We start from the raw sequence: 15,381 nt of genomic DNA, 5'->3' as shown, positions 1-15,381 counted from the left end.
CATTAGGAGTCTCCACCTGTCGTCCCGTAGGAGTCTCGCACCTTGCGCTCTAATCAACTTGCAAATGATGAAGATAGAAGCCAAAAGCAACAACCTTAATAAAAGAGCTTTCTAAATATAAGTATAACAAAGGTAACTACCTTTTGAAATATATTACTACCTTTATGTTTATAAAGATTAATCAAGAGTATACATAGAATATCGGGGACACCTTCTCGCTGTCCCCTCTACTATTCTATTTCGTTAATGATTCAAACAATTCCTTGTACGATGAATTCTTTCTATAAAACACAGGCGGCTGTCCAATCGGTGCTTCTACTTCTCTATTTCCGCCACTATATTCTTTTCCGGTCCATAGATGAACCCATTCGTCCTCAGGTAAGTAGACATTCCAATGAGTTGATGCTTCTTCATACACCGGTGCCACTAGAAGATCTCTGCCATATAAATACTGATATTGAATGTCGTAAGCTGCTTTGTCTTCCTCATAGTGCATGAACAAAGGACGCTGCACTGGAATTCCTTTTTCAGCATTTTCTTTTACGATGTCTTTCGTATATGGTGCAAGCTTTACATAGAGATCTGTCATTCGAGCAAAATGCTCTAGCGTTTCTTCGTCCCCGTCAAATTGGAAACAATCATCAGGGCGATTTCCTTCATGTGTACGCATCACTGGTGTAAAAGCCGCCATATCTAACCAACGAAGAAGCAGCTCTTTGCTTCGCTTGTTGCCGTGAAGACTTGTATAGCCTCCAATATCACTATGGTGTAAACCACAGCCAGTCATACCAGCTGAGAGGGCAGCAGGGATAACAGAAGCTAACCCATCATCTAGCGACCAGTTCACACTTTGATCTCCACCCCATAAAAGCGTGCAATATTTCTGAATACCCGTATATCCGGCTCTCATGAAGTAAGTGATCTCACCTAATTTTCCTGCTTCACTCACTGCTTCATAGTTCATTTTTGCCCAAAGTGCAGGCCATGCATTATGCATGATTTTAGCCGATTCACCATTATATAGTTGAACATCCGTTGGCAAGTATTCACCAAAATCGGCCATCCAGCCATCCAGACCAAAATCAATCATGTTTTCTTTAATCACTGATTTGTACCACGTACAAGCGTCAGGATTCGTAAAATCTACAACGCCACAATTGAATTCCCCAAAGTCAACAAGGTAGATATCCCCTTTTTCATTTAAAGCAAGGTACCCTTTCTCTGCAGCAGTTCTGTACAGATCACCTTCAACAGCAACATAAGGATTAATATATCCCAGGAAGCGAATACCTTTCGCTTTCCATTCCTCAATCTTTTGATCAAGATTTGGATACTCTTCGCTGTTCCAGCGCCAGTTCCACATCAATCTCTTACCGAATGAGGTGATACGTTTCCCTTGCCAGTCCTGACACCAAACGCCTCCAACTTTTATTCCTTTTTCGAGTGCTAAGTCCAGCTTCTTTTGTACGATGTCGGTTCCGCCTTGTAAACCAAGCCAAATGCCGTTATAGGTCCAATCTGGCAATTCTGGCTGCCGCCCAAACACGTCAGTCAATTTTTCAACAAGTTGTACATAACTTTCCGCCGTTTCAAAGAGTACATATTTCGGGATATCCCATATTTGAAGTTCATGATAGTCATCATTTCGAAAGTCAAAATCGGCATAAGAAGTTGTTTCAACATGACAATAGTATTTTTTAGTAGAGATGAACGTAGGCTGCGGATAGTTCGTGTTGTAATAATCGCCGCCCGCTTTGTCTTTCACATCAGCCTGCCACGTTGTGTACGTATTCTTATTTCGGCCAACACCAGGTTCAGAAGTCCAAAGCGGAAAGTTTTTGCCACGCAAGTTAAAATGTGAGAGCTGTTCACCGCAACCATAAACTTTCTCATCCGCATCAGCTTGAACTCGAATCCATAAGCGGTTTAGTTCAGTAGAACTCTTTGTAAAAAGAAGCTTTACCTTTCCGTTCTCTTCCGTAAGAAAGATTTCAAGATCAGGTGTACTCCCTGCAAACTTGGAAAAAGATAATTGATACCCTTTATCCGTTTGTATAGCGTCGGCATAACGAAGACCGATACGCTCCACTACATAATCTTGAATGTCAAAATTCCCTCTATACATGTTGATCGTCTCTTCACCATAACCTGCATAAAGCATCGGCTGCTGTACGGAATGATGAAAAAGAAGTCTGCCATCTGCTTCTATTTCAAAGCCTTTATCGATTTCACGTAATTTTAATGTCGTATCACTTAATTGAAGAGTCATCATAACCTCCTACTAGGCTAACTTCCTAGCTTCTTTTACGTCCTTTTTGTGCTGTTTACTTAAGAAATTTGCATACTTTTGATTCCAAGATTTTATAGAAAGATAGATTAGAACTCCCGTAACCAGTGTTAATCCTGCCATAGCTGGCCAGAAGTAACCGGATACAATCGCATCCTCATAAGCTAAACCGATTGGAGAAAATACGATGTACATGCTCACAAGCAAGCCAAGTAAAATAAACGTTACTGGAAGCGCATACTTCCAAGGTACCATATCAACTTGTGCATTGGCTTTATAAAAATAAGGAGTTTGTAATGGCTTCCATTTTCCGATCGCCACCATTATTCCTACTTCCACAAAGAACAAAATAGCGTAAATGTGAATAAAGTTAATCGTAGTTTGAATGCCAAATAATTGATCTAATCCCCATACAAGCATGTAATAAGTGATTACGTGGAAAATGATTACTACTTTTGCTGCAAGTGCAGGAATTCGCTTTGAAAAGATACCAACAAGAACAATCGTTATGATTGGAATGTTAAAGAATCCAGTAAAACGTCTGATCAGATCCCAAAGGCCATCTGGCGCGTTCATGAGCAGCGGTGAGATAAAGAATGATACAAGTGCGATTACTGTACCAAACCATTTACTCATCCGAATCAACTGTTCGTCGGTAGCTTTCGGATTGAACTGCGGCTTATAGATATCAAGAGCAAACATGGTTGCTGCTGAGTTAAGCAGCGAGTTAAACGTACTGAATACAGCACCTAACAGAACAGCAAGGAAGAAACCTGATAAATATTTTGGCAACACATCTGCTACTAATGTCGGATAAGCAAGGTCAACCGGATTCAATCCTCCCCCATATAGGTGGAAAGCGATAATACCAGGAATCATCATAAATAGTGGAATCGCTAGCTTATAGAAACCAGAATAAAGCACACCTTTTTGACCTTCTTTTAAATTTTGTGCTCCAAGCGTCCGTTGAATAACGTACTGGTTTGTTCCCCAATAGAACAAGTTAGCAAAAATCATACCCGTAAAGATGGTCCCAAACGGAACGGAGTCTGTACTCGATCCAATCGCATTTAGTTTTTCCGGACTGTTTGTTGCTATCGTCTTCATACCATCAAACATGTTCCCATCTCCAAGTGCTAAGAAGCCAAGAGCAGGCACTAAAAGTCCTACTATCAAAAGTCCGATTCCATTAATCGTATCCGATACAGCAACGGCTTTTAACCCACCAAAGATTGCGTAAACTGCACCGATGATTCCGATCACCCAGATTAAAAGCCAAACCGATTGTGTATAGGAAATACCTAAAAGACCTGGCACATCAAAGAGTTTAAGTATAGTCAGTGCCCCTGAGTAAAGAGTTGATGGGATCGTAACTAAAATATAGCCGAGCATAAATAGCATAACCGTATAACGGCGAACCCCTTCATCAAATCGCGTGCTAAGAAACTCTGGCAATGTTGTAAAAGCTCCTCCTAAATATTTCGGTAATAGATAAAGAGCCATAATAACGATTGCAAAGCCAGCCGTTACTTCCCATGCCATGTTGGACATATTCGTTCGATATCCTTGTCCATTCAAGCCGATCAAGTGCTCAGCAGAAAGATTGGTAAGAAGAAGTGATCCGGCGATAAATGTCCCATTCAACCCTCGCCCTGCTAAGAAATATCCCGTAGAATCTTCTGTCTCCCCTTTTGTTTTTAAGTAAGAGATCCATGCGACAAGCCCCATAAAAAATGTACATGATAAAAGTGTAAATCCAATGCCTGAAAACATATCGAACACCCCTGTCCTTTTAAATAGTGATAGTTAAAACAAGACTTCTATGTTGTCACCGACAATTCCAGGATAAGCTCCCTTTTCTATCAGCTGTTTTCGATCCGGATGTGCGATCAGCCACTTATTCTTCATAAATAGCAAGTGATCTTCATCAGTACTTTTTTCACGCTCTGCTAGCGCAACTTCTAACGGTTCATTCGTTCCTTTTGGTAAAACAACAATGCATTTGAATCCTGATTCTTGAACTTTACAAGGTGCAAAGTGCAGTGTCGTCTCGTATAATTCAATTGCCGTTCCTTCCGGAATAAAGAAAGCCCTTACATTTTTCGAATGAAATGTATTATTTTCGATATCCTGTACTTTCCCAAGAAGTAGTACTAGATCAGTCACAGCTATATTGATCTCACTTCCTTTGTGATATTCAAGTCCATTTAACGTTGAATTACGACCGTTGCAATACCCAATCTGGGCAGGCATCTCACCATAGAAGTAAGTCTCTATTTGTTTTTTTACGGGATCGTCTTCCAGAATCGGTTCTGAAGCCACATACACATTTTCGTGCTCTGGAATCTCCGTAGATTTCTTCATCATGTTGATTAAACGGGTAAAATCATAACCTGTGATTTCTTTACCATAACTCTTAAATGAATCATCTCTAACATGCTCAATAACAATGTTTTCTTTCATGTTAACGTGCGACAACTTATTACCTCCTCTTTTTCAAGCACAAAATAACATAGGTATCTTTTATTAAACATCACTACCTTTTGTTTTAAAAAAATTCAGTCAATATGGATGTTGCTTTTTATTCTATGAAAACGCATCCAAAATTGCAAGGAGTTTTTTACATACAATTGTTTACAAATCTTCGAATTACTTTACAGGCAAGGACTTTTCAATTTAAAAAACTTGCAGACATCGTCTACAAGTTTCTAGCGGGAGGTTTCTAACCATTAAAACGTATGTGCGGAATCTTTAGCACGAGCAATCGCATTTTCTTTAATTTCATTCGCTTTATCCGGCATGGCCGCGTGTCCTTCTACAAACAATCCTTCGAACAATGGAACTCCAAAAAATTGCATGATCACGCTTAAATAACGGTGACCCATCTCCATTGCTGCTGCAGGTCCTTCTGAATAAATGCCACCGCTAGCCTGAATATGTAGAGCTTTCTTGTTCGTTAAAAGGCCAACCGGTCCTTGCTCTGTATATTTAAACGTCTTTCCTGCTACCGCCACTGAATCGATGTATGCTTTCATAACGGGTGGAAACGAAAAATTCCACATTGGCGTGACGAATATATATTTATCAGCAGCTACAAACTGCTCACAAAGCTCTGAAAGTCTTCCTACTTTCATCTTTTCTTCAGAAGACAGCTCCTCGAATCCTTTACCAGATTGCAGTTTCCCCCATCCACTAAATACATCAAGGTCGATGTGCGGAATGTCTTCTTTATACAAATCCACATGAATCAATTCATGATCCGGGTTAACTTTTTTGTATTCATCAATAAATGCTTTACCTACAGCCATGCTGTAAGAGACTTGATCATCATGAGGATGCGCTGTAATATATAATACCTTTGTCATGTAATTGACACTGCCTTTCAGTTTTTTTCTTTTCTAAATTACCGTCGCTTTTGAATGTTCTTTTCATTTCTATGCAAGTTGATTGGAGCGGAAGGTTGCCGACTCCTATGGGACGAGCGAGCAGGTGAGACCCTTAATGGCGCATGGCGGCAAGTGGCTCACCAGTCGCCCCATGGAAAGCGAGCAACCTGGAGCGGAAATCAACGACTTTCAATGAACTGCGATCACGATTGATCATAAGGATTCCCAGCAATGTTCGCCCTCACTTCATCTGTTAAAAGAAAAGGCTCTTGCGAAAGGTCATTGTTGAAAACTTCATGGTTTAAAAGACTTCCATCAAAATGAATCGGTTTATCTTCATTCATCTAAACATTCACCTCCAACAGAGATAGTTTAAACGGTTGTTTAACATTTGATTCATCATTCATTGGATATAAATAAAAAAGCTATCTGCACAAACAGATAGCCATAGCAAAAGAGTTTAAAATTAGTAGCGTTGTCCGCCTAAAGCTTGTGCTACAAGACGCTTAGTGATTTCTCCACCTACAGATCCGTTTGCACGTGAAGTCGTGTCTGGTCCAAGGTTTACACCGAACTCAGAAGCGATCTCATACTTCATTTGATCAAGAGCTCCTTGAGCTCCAGGTACTGATAATTGGTTGCTGTTGTTTTTAGCCATTTTATTTCACCTCCCTTTCTTTTCTAATCTTAGAATCCCACTAACTTACAATCTTATTCATAACCTTATAAAATTTTTTCAATGTTTCATTAGGTGCATGTGTATTTTCTGTTTCAAAAGTGATTTGATACAGTTTGTCCAAACACTTTAGACAAGTCTGCATAAGATAAAGGAGAAGAGAGGATACACCGAATATTCTCTTTTCCGAAGTTCTATATGGGGGGAATTCATTGTGAGTTTCATTAGTATCTTAAACGGGGTTCTATCTTCTAAAAAACGTGCTAAAAGCAAGAAAAACAAGAAGAGAATCGGCTAACCAAATCAATTATAGCCACAAAAAAAGCTAGCCTTATGGTTAGCTTTTTTACATATGGAACGAGAAGATTCCAATCACCTTATTCACTGGCTTCTGAAGCCATCGCTATCGCTTTTGTTTCATGAACGGTGCCAAAGGGATGCTCTGGCGGTGCATAAATTGCGTATAGTTTAATCGGCTTATTGCCTGTATTCGTTAAGTTGTGCCATTTTCCAGCTGGTATCATAATAGCAAAGTCATCATACACATTTGTCGTATAATCTAGCTGATCCGGACTATCACCCATTTGAACAAACCCTTGACCTTCTTCGATCCGTAAAAATTGATCGGTTGTCGGATGTACTTCTAAACCGATGTCTTCTCCCACTCCTATACTCATCAAGGTTACTTGCAACTTTTCTCCAGTCCAAAAGGCGGTGCGGTACGTCTTATTTTGTTTAGCAGCTTCATCTATATTTACGACAAACGGCTGACCACCATAATCCTTTAATTTAATCGGAATCCGTTTTTTTAACCATCCTATTCGTGTTGCATCCTCGCACTTCCGATAATAGGTCTGCATCAAAACCTGTTGGACATGTGGCTGTCTACAGCGATAATAGTCATGCTGATATCGCTGGCAATCCATTAGTTCTGCTTGATGAGCTTTTCTCAATCCCTCTTCATAACTACTAAAAGATATAACATTATTTTGGTATTCAGGCTGTTTTCCTGTAAGAGCCGTGAACATATTTACTAAATCATTAAGATTGGACCTTTTACATTCCAAAGCATAAAGGATATTATTCTTATGAATCTCATTAGGAGCTTCATTTGCCAACTGATTGTAAAAATCCACAAGTAATTGTTCTCTGATGATTCCCGTATATAGGGCTTCAAGTTCTTGTTGTTCCAGATCAATCATTCCCTTCAATGACTTATAATATTCATCATATGCCTAAGCCATTAGAAAGTACGTTAATATATTCAACTGCAAAAGAATGGACAAAAACTTGTCTACAACTTATAAAGAGATTAACCCATACTAGTAAAAGAAAAGACTCAACATTTGGTTAGGAGTATCTGAAATGACTAATATTTTAATTGTCGATGATGATCGTAATATCTTAAAGCTTATAGATACTTTTTTATCAGGAATCGGTTATAAGATATATCAGGCTCAAGATGGTTTAGAAGCTTTAAAAATCCTGCGGCATACGAGCTGCGAGTTAGCTGTTGTAGATGTGATGATGCCTTATATGGATGGATATAACTTAACCAAAGAGATACGTGAAAATTACGACATTCCAATAATTTTACTAACTTCTAAAAATCAAATTGAAGATAAAGAACAAGGCTATCTATCAGGAACTGATGATTATCTTGTTAAACCGTTTGAACCGAAAGAACTACTCTTTCGAATTAAAGCTTTATTAAGACGGTATGATAAGCAATCAGATTCGGCAGCTGTTACTTTAGGAAGAACGATTATAAATAAAAAAAGCTATGAAGTACTTATCGGTGACGTCACGATTCTTTTACCCTTGAAGGAATTTGAACTATTGTATTTCCTCGTATCTAACCCCATGCAGGTATTTTCACGGATTCAATTAATAGAGCACATCTGGGGTCTTGATTATGAAGGAGATGAAAGAACGGTAGATGTTCATATCAAAAGATTAAGAGAACGTTTTTCAAAATTAACCGATGATTTCCAAATTAAAACCGTCCGTGGAGTCGGATATTTATTGGAGGCAAAAAAATGAGGTCGCTGTATACCAAATTTGTTGTCTTAACAATAGGAATAATGCTTTTAAGCGGCGTATTAGCCTTTATCGCCTCCAATACATACTATCAGCAAAAATTAAAACCGGCTAATGATCAAAAAAACACTGTGATTGCGCTTGAGATGGCTTCGTTTGTTGAAGAACACCCTACTATCACCCTGAACGAATACTTGAAGAACCTTTCAACGATCGGTTATCAAATTTACCTTGTAGAAAGAACAGGAAAGGAATCCTACTTTGGGGCAAAATTTCGTAACACTGCACTTCCTTCCTCAACAAAAGACAGTGTATTAAATGGTGAAATCTATCATGGGATTCTTCATTTTCCAAAGCAAACATTCGTAACTGGTTTTTTTGCAAACGAATTAAGTAATTCGATCGGTGTTCCTTTAACGCATCGCGGGGAAAATTATGCGCTGTTTATTCGACCTGATATTAAACTTCTTTTTAATGAGATGCATGTTCTATTCGGCTGGCTTTTTGGCTTGATGATTGTCCTCAGTATTTTGATGGTAGTCATAAGTGCAAAATATTTAGTAAAACCAATATCAAAATTAACCATTGCTACAAAGTCACTCTCACAAGGAAGTTACTCTGTTGAGCTCGATACGAAGAGGAGCGATGAATTAGGTGTGCTTTCTCAGAGCTTCAAACAAATGGCTCGAAAGCTAGAACAGTCAGATGAGATGCGAAAAGAATTTATCTCCAATATTTCTCATGATATACAATCTCCACTATCCAATATAAAAGGGTACACCAACCTGTTAGAAAAAGAAGAGCTGAGTTCAAACGATCGAATCCAATACATATCTGTTATACATGGTGAGATCAGTAGACTCTCGAACTTAACGAAACAATTACTACTTCTTGCATCATTAGATCGAAACGAAGATATTCTACAGAAAAAAACGTTCAATCTGTCAAAACAGATTAAAGAACTCATTCAAAATTATCAATGGTTAACAAATGAAAAAGGAATCATGCTTAGCTATGCCTTACCAGATATCGAGTTCTTCGGCGATCCTTCTCTATTGAATGCCGTATGGGATAACCTTTTAACCAATGCCATTAAATATAATAACCCTGATGGAAGTATTGAGATAGCTGTTGAAAAGAGAGAAAAATCGATTTTCATCACCTTCAATGATTCGGGGATAGGCATGAACGAAAAAGAAGTAGAAAGAATTTTTGACCGTTTTTATCGAGCTGATGTTGCTCGTTCCAGAACCGTTGACGGGACAGGACTTGGTCTATCCATCGTTGCTACAATTGTGAAACTTCACGGTGGTCATACAGATGTGAAGAGCAAGGAAAATGAAGGAACTTCGGTTATTGTTGAATTACCTATAGATTAATCAATTTCAAGTATGTCAGGTATTATTAATGGAAACCCATTTGTGATGCCTGATTTTTTTATGTCCCCTCCCCTTTTCTCAACAACTTGATTTGTAACGTTTTATTCATTCTCCGTTCATATAAGAATTCTAAACTAAGGATGTAAATAGATTGGAGGAGAGATGTTATGAGCATCGCATGGAAAGAAATCAAGAAAAATAAAATGAGGTTTTTCATATTAGGATCCATCATCTTTCTCGTTAGTTTGTTAACGTTTATTATTTCGGGTTTGGCCAATGGGTTATCACAAGATAATGCAGCATTAATCAAAGATTTGCCAAGCGGGCAATTTTATATGAATCAAGACGCAGAAGAAAATTATAACCTCTCAAGGATTGATAATAGAATTCAAAAACAAGTGATACAGGAAACAAAAGATGCTGTTGGATTTTCTATACAAATGGGCTTTTTAAATGATGAGAGTGATAAACAACGAAGCGTTGCTTTTGTGGCTTCTACCGATTCAAAATGGTTCGAGCAAGTAGCTCCCGGAGAAATCATTCTCGACCGTTCATTAGAGAAAGAAGGTATTAAAGTCGGAGATACCTTAACACATAAACAATACAAGAGCTCTTTCGTTGTAAAAAAGTTTGTAGACCAAAAAAAGTTTAGTCATGCTCCTGTTGCTTATATAAATAAAGAGATTTACAACGAAATTTACCGTGCTGAAGAAATGCAGCTCCTCTTTACTCCTGGTGAAGATTCAACACAAAATATAAAAGGTCTACAATCTTTTTCAAATAAAGAGTTTCTTAACACTATTCCAAGTTACAGTGCAGAACAAATGTCATTGAATATGATCGTGTGGTTTCTAATCGTGATTAGCGGAATGCTGTTCGGCATCTTCTTCTATATGATGAACGTTCAAAAGATGGGGCTTTATGGCATATTGAAAGCAATCGGAGTAAAAACAAGTGATCTGTTTAAAATGATGTGGACACAAATGCTATACATCACAACCATATCTCTTACTCTTTCTGTTGGTTTTAGCCAATTATTCAAGGAATTTGCACCTAAGGATATGCCTTATCATTTAACGAATGAAACCACCCTACAATTGTCGATCGTCTTCCTCGTGATTGGATTTATTGGAGCTACGCTATCTGGTTTACAAATTAAAAAAGTTGAACCTTTACAAGCCATACAACAAGGAGAGGTTTAATATATGAATATCTTTACGATTGATGAATTAAGAAAAACGTACACGAATGGTGACGTGAAAGAAGAGATTTTAAAAGGTATAAACTTAACTCTTAAAGAAGGCGAAATTACGGCGTTAGTCGGTCCATCGGGCTCTGGCAAGAGTACCCTGCTAACCATTGCTGCAGGGCTGCAGCCTGCATCAGAAGGAAATATTTTATTCAATGGACATAACTTAACTTCCATGACGTCAGAGGAAATGCGGGTCATAAGAGCCAAGAACTTCGGTTTTGTTTTCCAATTTGCACATCTTGTCCCTTTTCTAACCGTTGAGGAGCAATTAGACCTCATGCTGGACGTATCTGAAGTGAAATTAACGAAAGAAAATCGACAACAAGAAATCGATTATATAGTAGAACGTGTTGGATTATCTCATCGAAAACAGGCGTATCCATCTTCGTTATCTGGTGGAGAAAAACAACGCGTGGCCATCGCACGCGCGATCATTCATAAACCCCAAGTTCTATTTGCCGATGAACCAACGGCAAGTCTGGATTCAAAGAAATCGGTAGAAATAATGTCACTTCTACGAGACTTAACGAAAACGTTAAACATTACGACTCTTATGGTCACTCACGATGAAAAAATGCTTTCTTATGTTGATCATGTAGTTAAAATGAGCGATGGTTTGGTTGTGTAGATTAAAGTGGGGAGCTATGGATTTTTTCATAGCTCTTTTTTATGTGCAGGAGTATTTAAAATTTAAAATTAGATGTTGATAAGAATATCGCTCTCACATCATTGGAAACATGTTGTAAAATACGTATTAGAGATTGCTTGAATATGTAAATACTAAATTTTGAGAGGGATTATTTTTTGGATACAAAAAAGTATATATATCATATTACATTCACTTTGTGGCTTCTTACGGCACTGTACTTTATATATAAATACGCATCAGGAGTTGGGTATTGGAAAAACCCCTTACTATTGTCTATTTTCTTTTATATATTGATGATCGTATTACATAAAGGTCTCGACAAGAAAATAAGCTATATTAGCTTGTTCTATGTTTTGTTTATAATTATATTTATTCTTCAGTTAATATTTTCTTTAAATCATTCAGCTTCTTAGGCTTAAACAATAAAAAAACATATAAAAAGCAGTTGACTTCTTTAAGAAACCAACCGCTTTTTTTATCGTCAAGCTGCATTCTCACTGTTTAATTCATAATCTCTTCCCGTACGTTTTACTTTATTCCAGCTCTTTTTATTGAAAAAGTATTCAATCGTTCCGTAAATTACAGCAAAGATCGTGATGAAACGATAGATGAAAATATCATAGAAAATAACACCTACTAAACGTAATGTATCTTTTTCCTCAAAATAATAGCCGTATTGATCACTCATGCCGACAGCCACCATGTTATAGATAAAGCCCAATATAAATATATAAAGGGTGTAAATGAGGATAAACGTTAAAGAAAACACCTCACCATCCAACAGGTTATAGACCAATGCACCTGTCATGATGTAGACAGCTAATGTGCCAGATAAGAATCCTTCTAAAATATAGAAAAACGATACCGGTTTTGTAAAAAAAGAACGAAAAAGATAGGAAGAAAAATAAATCAAACAATCAACAAACGCCTTTTGCCATCGGACTCTTTGCTTGAATAAATCTCTATAGTTCTCTGGAAGTTCGGTATAACAAACAGCCTCAGGTATCAACACAATCTTCTTACCCTTAAGCTTCGAAATATATTGATGAACTTTCAAGGTAATGTCAATGTCTTCTCCAATTGTAGTCCGATAACCCCCGACATCGAGAAGGACTTTTCTTGTGAAGATACCAAATGCTCCAGAAATAACTGCTAATGCCTGAAAGCGCGATAAAGATATTTTGTTTACATAAAATGCTTTTAAGAAATCTAAAGCTTGTGCTCGAACGAGTGTATTTGTTTTTTTCAAAGATAACTCTTCATGAGGCGTTTTGGTTTGAAGGACATGAACCATTCCTCCCGCAGCCACTATATCATCATCCCGAAATACCTTATTGACGGCTAACAGAGAAGAATCCTCAAGGACCGTATCTGCATCAAGCGTTATAACGATTGGTTTACCTGAATATTCTATTCCCGCATTTAAAGCATCGGCTTTCCCGCCATTTACCTTGTCCACGACTAAAATATGCGGATATAACTCAGAACGATAGAGCATCTTTACCTCTTGATACTCTAACGTCTCAAGCACATCTTTATATTCAGGGGTCAACTTCAACAACTTGTTTAATAATATGAGCGTCCTATCCGATGAGCCATCGTTGATATAAACGACCTCGGTTTGTGAATAAGATAAGCTCTTCATACTTTCAACAGAAGTTTCGATGATGCCTTCTTCATTATAGCAAGGTATCAAAATACTAATTCCATTTTCCACACCTTTATTCGTCATTTCATTAGCTGGTTTCTTTTGAAAAAAAGGTAAACAGTGAATGGAATGTAAGATGGGAAATCCAACAGACATTGCAAAGAAAAAGTACAATATGTATTCCAAAACAATCCTCCTATCCAACTATACTATCTTAATATAATTGGAAAGAAGAATTTCGTTTGTAAGGGTTCAATTGTATACTTATAATATGTAAGGGCTTTCTTTACAAAAAAATAAAATATATCTAAAATTATTATACTGATAAAGTATACTTTGTAGTTTATTTCTAATTTAAACAAGCTTATAAAATTTCGCTATTAATTCTTACCATTCGGTTTTCCTGAAACAATGTGCCAATGCAAATGTTTGGAATCCTGATAATCACCCAGGTTCGTAATTACTCGACAAGCTCCATGCTCATCTGTAACCTTACTCGCTACCTCTTTTACGACACTCATTAGTTCTAGCAATAACTCGTTATCACGCTCATCTAATGAGATCAATGAAGAGATATGTTTTTTAGGTATGGCCACAATGTGAATGGGATAAAAAGGTCTAGTATGATAGTAAGCTAGCACATTTTCTGTTTCTTTTACTTTTTCCACTTGCGTTTTGCCACTCAATACTTCATCACAATAAAAATCCTGTGTCATTGAGAACCCCCCATCTTAGAAGTCTTTCTTCTAGATTCCTTTTGGAAAACAGAAGACCTTGTAATTCTTTCTCCAGATATCACTCTTAACGATAATATCTCCAAAAAAGTAAAGATGGTCTTCCTTTTTGGTTCGTGTCCATCCTTTTTCTTTCATATGTCGTTCAATATTCTCATCAGCGTTTATACTCTTAGACATATAACATTGGTACCCTTGATAATGCGAAGGAACTCTTATCATATTCCCATCCGCTTGATCCACCATCTTCACTACTTGGACATGATTAACCTGCTTAACCGGAAATGGGTCATATAAAAACTCATAAATCACAAAACTAATAAGAAACAACAGCGATAAAATAAAAATATACTTTCGACTAATCTTCACAATAGCGGCTCTCCCCAAGCTTCTCACGATTCAATCATCGCTGTCCCTTTTTAGTAGTAAAATCTAACACCTAACATATTTTCGCTTAAAACCAACTTGTCCTCGCTCTATCGCCTTTTGAATATTTTCAGAAGCTAGTAGATACTTTGTTTTTTTCTTGTCCTGATTCATTTCTACCCGTCCTATAGCCTTTGCTGCCTCAACTGCTTGTTCATGTAATGGGATGTATGAGACACACACTGTATAAACAAAATTATTCATCGAAGCTTTTGTTCGTGCAGGTGCATTATGAATGGTATCTTGTACGACCTCCAGCATTTTTTCTAACTTCGTTGTAGAAAATTCGCTGTCTGGTCGATTACCTAATAACCAGCAATAACAACTCCAACCCGCTGACATTCTAAGTTCTTCACCACTCGCGATCCATTTGTCCGCCACCTCTTGTGCAATTCCAGTTTCAGCTAGAGTGACTGCTACCACATAATCCGATAACATATAAAAATAAGCACCATCGATCCAACGCTCAAAATCATCTTCGGTCATGCTGGCCGGATCTGCGATGATTCCCGCAAAGTACATCGCATCGTAATTTCCTGTAGCGTAAAGCTCTTCAGCCAATGGCTGATTCTTTTTAATCTTTTTAGCTATTGGCTTCATAGCTCCAGTAGCTACACCAAACAACGGTTCTTTGGCGCCATTGGAGAGATAGATTTTCTTCGTCCGTTCCTTGCCAAGAGCTTCAAGTTCCTGCATCACATCTTCAACAGTCATCTATTACACTTCCTTTTTGTGTTGGAATTCAGGGTCAACTAGTGAGATGAATTTCATCATTCACTACCCTTTTCTCTTCTCGACTGATTTAGATATTCCTCTTTCACCAGCAATCAACTTGCACCATAAAAAATGAGCGCTCTTTCCATGACAGAAATGCACTCATTTTTCTACCTATTTATTTGATTAT

General features: G+C 37.7%; 15 protein-coding genes. 4 read left to right on the top strand and 11 right to left on the bottom strand.

What is annotated here, in order from left to right:
• Positions 1 to 235 precede the first annotated feature (235 nt).
• The 7 genes from ACOZ9X_RS01355 to ACOZ9X_RS01325 form a co-directional block, all read right to left on the bottom strand.
• Positions 236 to 2,269, bottom strand: coding sequence for an alpha-glucosidase (locus ACOZ9X_RS01355; RefSeq protein ID WP_423416707.1), 2,034 nt, complete (start codon positions 2,267 to 2,269; stop codon positions 236 to 238).
• Positions 2,270 to 2,281: 12 nt separating this feature from the next.
• Complete coding sequence (locus ACOZ9X_RS01350; protein WP_423416706.1) at positions 2,282 to 4,060, bottom strand: solute:sodium symporter family transporter; 1,779 nt, start codon at positions 4,058 to 4,060, stop codon at positions 2,282 to 2,284.
• Between the two features lie 33 nt (positions 4,061 to 4,093).
• Positions 4,094 to 4,765, bottom strand: coding sequence for a DUF4867 family protein (locus ACOZ9X_RS01345; RefSeq protein WP_423416705.1), 672 nt, complete (start codon positions 4,763 to 4,765; stop codon positions 4,094 to 4,096).
• Between the two features lie 251 nt (positions 4,766 to 5,016).
• Positions 5,017 to 5,652, bottom strand: a complete 636-nt coding sequence (locus tag ACOZ9X_RS01340) for an FMN-dependent NADH-azoreductase (RefSeq protein ID WP_423416704.1) — start codon at positions 5,650 to 5,652, stop codon at positions 5,017 to 5,019.
• A 224-nt stretch (positions 5,653 to 5,876) separates the two neighbouring features.
• Positions 5,877 to 6,017, bottom strand: coding sequence for a hypothetical protein (locus tag ACOZ9X_RS01335; RefSeq protein ID WP_423416703.1), 141 nt, complete (start codon positions 6,015 to 6,017; stop codon positions 5,877 to 5,879).
• Between the two features lie 122 nt (positions 6,018 to 6,139).
• Entirely contained in the window at positions 6,140 to 6,331 is a 192-nt protein-coding gene (locus ACOZ9X_RS01330) for an alpha/beta-type small acid-soluble spore protein (protein ID WP_066397779.1), read from the bottom strand.
• A 395-nt stretch (positions 6,332 to 6,726) separates the two neighbouring features.
• The gene (locus ACOZ9X_RS01325) at positions 6,727 to 7,551 is read right to left on the bottom strand and encodes a cupin domain-containing protein (RefSeq protein ID WP_423416702.1); all 825 of its coding nucleotides are present in this window, start codon (positions 7,549 to 7,551) and stop codon (positions 6,727 to 6,729) included.
• A 163-nt stretch (positions 7,552 to 7,714) separates the two neighbouring features.
• Here ACOZ9X_RS01325 and ACOZ9X_RS01320 point away from each other — a divergent pair, with 163 nt between their 5' ends.
• The 4 genes from ACOZ9X_RS01320 (at position 7,715) to ACOZ9X_RS01305 (ending at position 11,648) form a co-directional block, all read left to right on the top strand.
• Positions 7,715 to 8,392, top strand: coding sequence for a response regulator transcription factor (locus ACOZ9X_RS01320; protein ID WP_423416701.1), 678 nt, complete (start codon positions 7,715 to 7,717; stop codon positions 8,390 to 8,392).
• Positions 8,389 to 9,768: a sensor histidine kinase gene (locus tag ACOZ9X_RS01315; RefSeq protein ID WP_423416700.1), complete on the top strand. Its 1,380-nt coding sequence runs from the start codon at positions 8,389 to 8,391 to the stop codon at positions 9,766 to 9,768. Before ACOZ9X_RS01320 ends, ACOZ9X_RS01315 begins: the two co-directional genes overlap by 4 nt.
• Positions 9,769 to 9,935: 167 nt before the next feature.
• On the top strand, positions 9,936 to 10,970 hold the full coding sequence (locus ACOZ9X_RS01310) for an ABC transporter permease (protein ID WP_423416699.1): 1,035 nt from the start codon (positions 9,936 to 9,938) through the stop codon (positions 10,968 to 10,970).
• A gap of 3 nt (positions 10,971 to 10,973) precedes the next feature.
• On the top strand, positions 10,974 to 11,648 hold the full coding sequence (locus tag ACOZ9X_RS01305; RefSeq protein WP_423416698.1) for an ABC transporter ATP-binding protein: 675 nt from the start codon (positions 10,974 to 10,976) through the stop codon (positions 11,646 to 11,648).
• Between the two features lie 502 nt (positions 11,649 to 12,150).
• Here ACOZ9X_RS01305 and ACOZ9X_RS01300 read toward each other — a convergent pair.
• The 4 genes from ACOZ9X_RS01300 to ACOZ9X_RS01285 form a co-directional block, all read right to left on the bottom strand.
• Positions 12,151 to 13,503, bottom strand: coding sequence for a glycosyltransferase family 2 protein (locus tag ACOZ9X_RS01300; RefSeq protein WP_423416697.1), 1,353 nt, complete (start codon positions 13,501 to 13,503; stop codon positions 12,151 to 12,153).
• A 194-nt stretch (positions 13,504 to 13,697) separates the two neighbouring features.
• Positions 13,698 to 14,033 (bottom strand): HIT domain-containing protein, encoded by a 336-nt coding sequence (locus ACOZ9X_RS01295; RefSeq protein ID WP_423416696.1) that lies wholly within the window; start codon positions 14,031 to 14,033, stop codon positions 13,698 to 13,700.
• A 30-nt stretch (positions 14,034 to 14,063) separates the two neighbouring features.
• Positions 14,064 to 14,420 (bottom strand): hypothetical protein, encoded by a 357-nt coding sequence (locus ACOZ9X_RS01290; protein WP_423416695.1) that lies wholly within the window; start codon positions 14,418 to 14,420, stop codon positions 14,064 to 14,066.
• Positions 14,421 to 14,483: 63 nt separating this feature from the next.
• Entirely contained in the window at positions 14,484 to 15,191 is a 708-nt protein-coding gene (locus tag ACOZ9X_RS01285; RefSeq protein ID WP_423416694.1) for a DNA alkylation repair protein, read from the bottom strand.
• Positions 15,192 to 15,381 lie beyond the last annotated feature (190 nt).

This window comes from Fictibacillus nanhaiensis (genome assembly GCF_049537595.1).
Taxonomy (GTDB): domain Bacteria; phylum Bacillota; class Bacilli; order Bacillales; family Fictibacillaceae; genus Fictibacillus; species Fictibacillus nanhaiensis_F.
This window is presented reverse-complemented; position numbering and strand designations above follow the sequence as displayed.

Coding starts and splice junctions, on each gene's coding strand:
- ACOZ9X_RS01335 (WP_423416703.1), bottom strand. CDS start 6,017: ATGAATGAAGATAAACCGATTCATTTTGATGGAAGTCTTTTAAACCAT.
- ACOZ9X_RS01330 (WP_066397779.1), bottom strand. CDS start 6,331: ATGGCTAAAAACAACAGCAACCAATTATCAGTACCTGGAGCTCAAGGA.
- ACOZ9X_RS01320 (WP_423416701.1), top strand. CDS start 7,715: ATGACTAATATTTTAATTGTCGATGATGATCGTAATATCTTAAAGCTT.
- ACOZ9X_RS01295 (WP_423416696.1), bottom strand. CDS start 14,033: ATGACACAGGATTTTTATTGTGATGAAGTATTGAGTGGCAAAACGCAA.
- ACOZ9X_RS01325 (WP_423416702.1), bottom strand. CDS start 7,551: ATGATTGATCTGGAACAACAAGAACTTGAAGCCCTATATACGGGAATC.
- ACOZ9X_RS01315 (WP_423416700.1), top strand. CDS start 8,389: ATGAGGTCGCTGTATACCAAATTTGTTGTCTTAACAATAGGAATAATG.
- ACOZ9X_RS01310 (WP_423416699.1), top strand. CDS start 9,936: ATGAGCATCGCATGGAAAGAAATCAAGAAAAATAAAATGAGGTTTTTC.
- ACOZ9X_RS01305 (WP_423416698.1), top strand. CDS start 10,974: ATGAATATCTTTACGATTGATGAATTAAGAAAAACGTACACGAATGGT.
- ACOZ9X_RS01355 (WP_423416707.1), bottom strand. CDS start 2,269: ATGACTCTTCAATTAAGTGATACGACATTAAAATTACGTGAAATCGAT.
- ACOZ9X_RS01350 (WP_423416706.1), bottom strand. CDS start 4,060: ATGTTTTCAGGCATTGGATTTACACTTTTATCATGTACATTTTTTATG.
- ACOZ9X_RS01285 (WP_423416694.1), bottom strand. CDS start 15,191: ATGACTGTTGAAGATGTGATGCAGGAACTTGAAGCTCTTGGCAAGGAA.
- ACOZ9X_RS01340 (WP_423416704.1), bottom strand. CDS start 5,652: ATGACAAAGGTATTATATATTACAGCGCATCCTCATGATGATCAAGTC.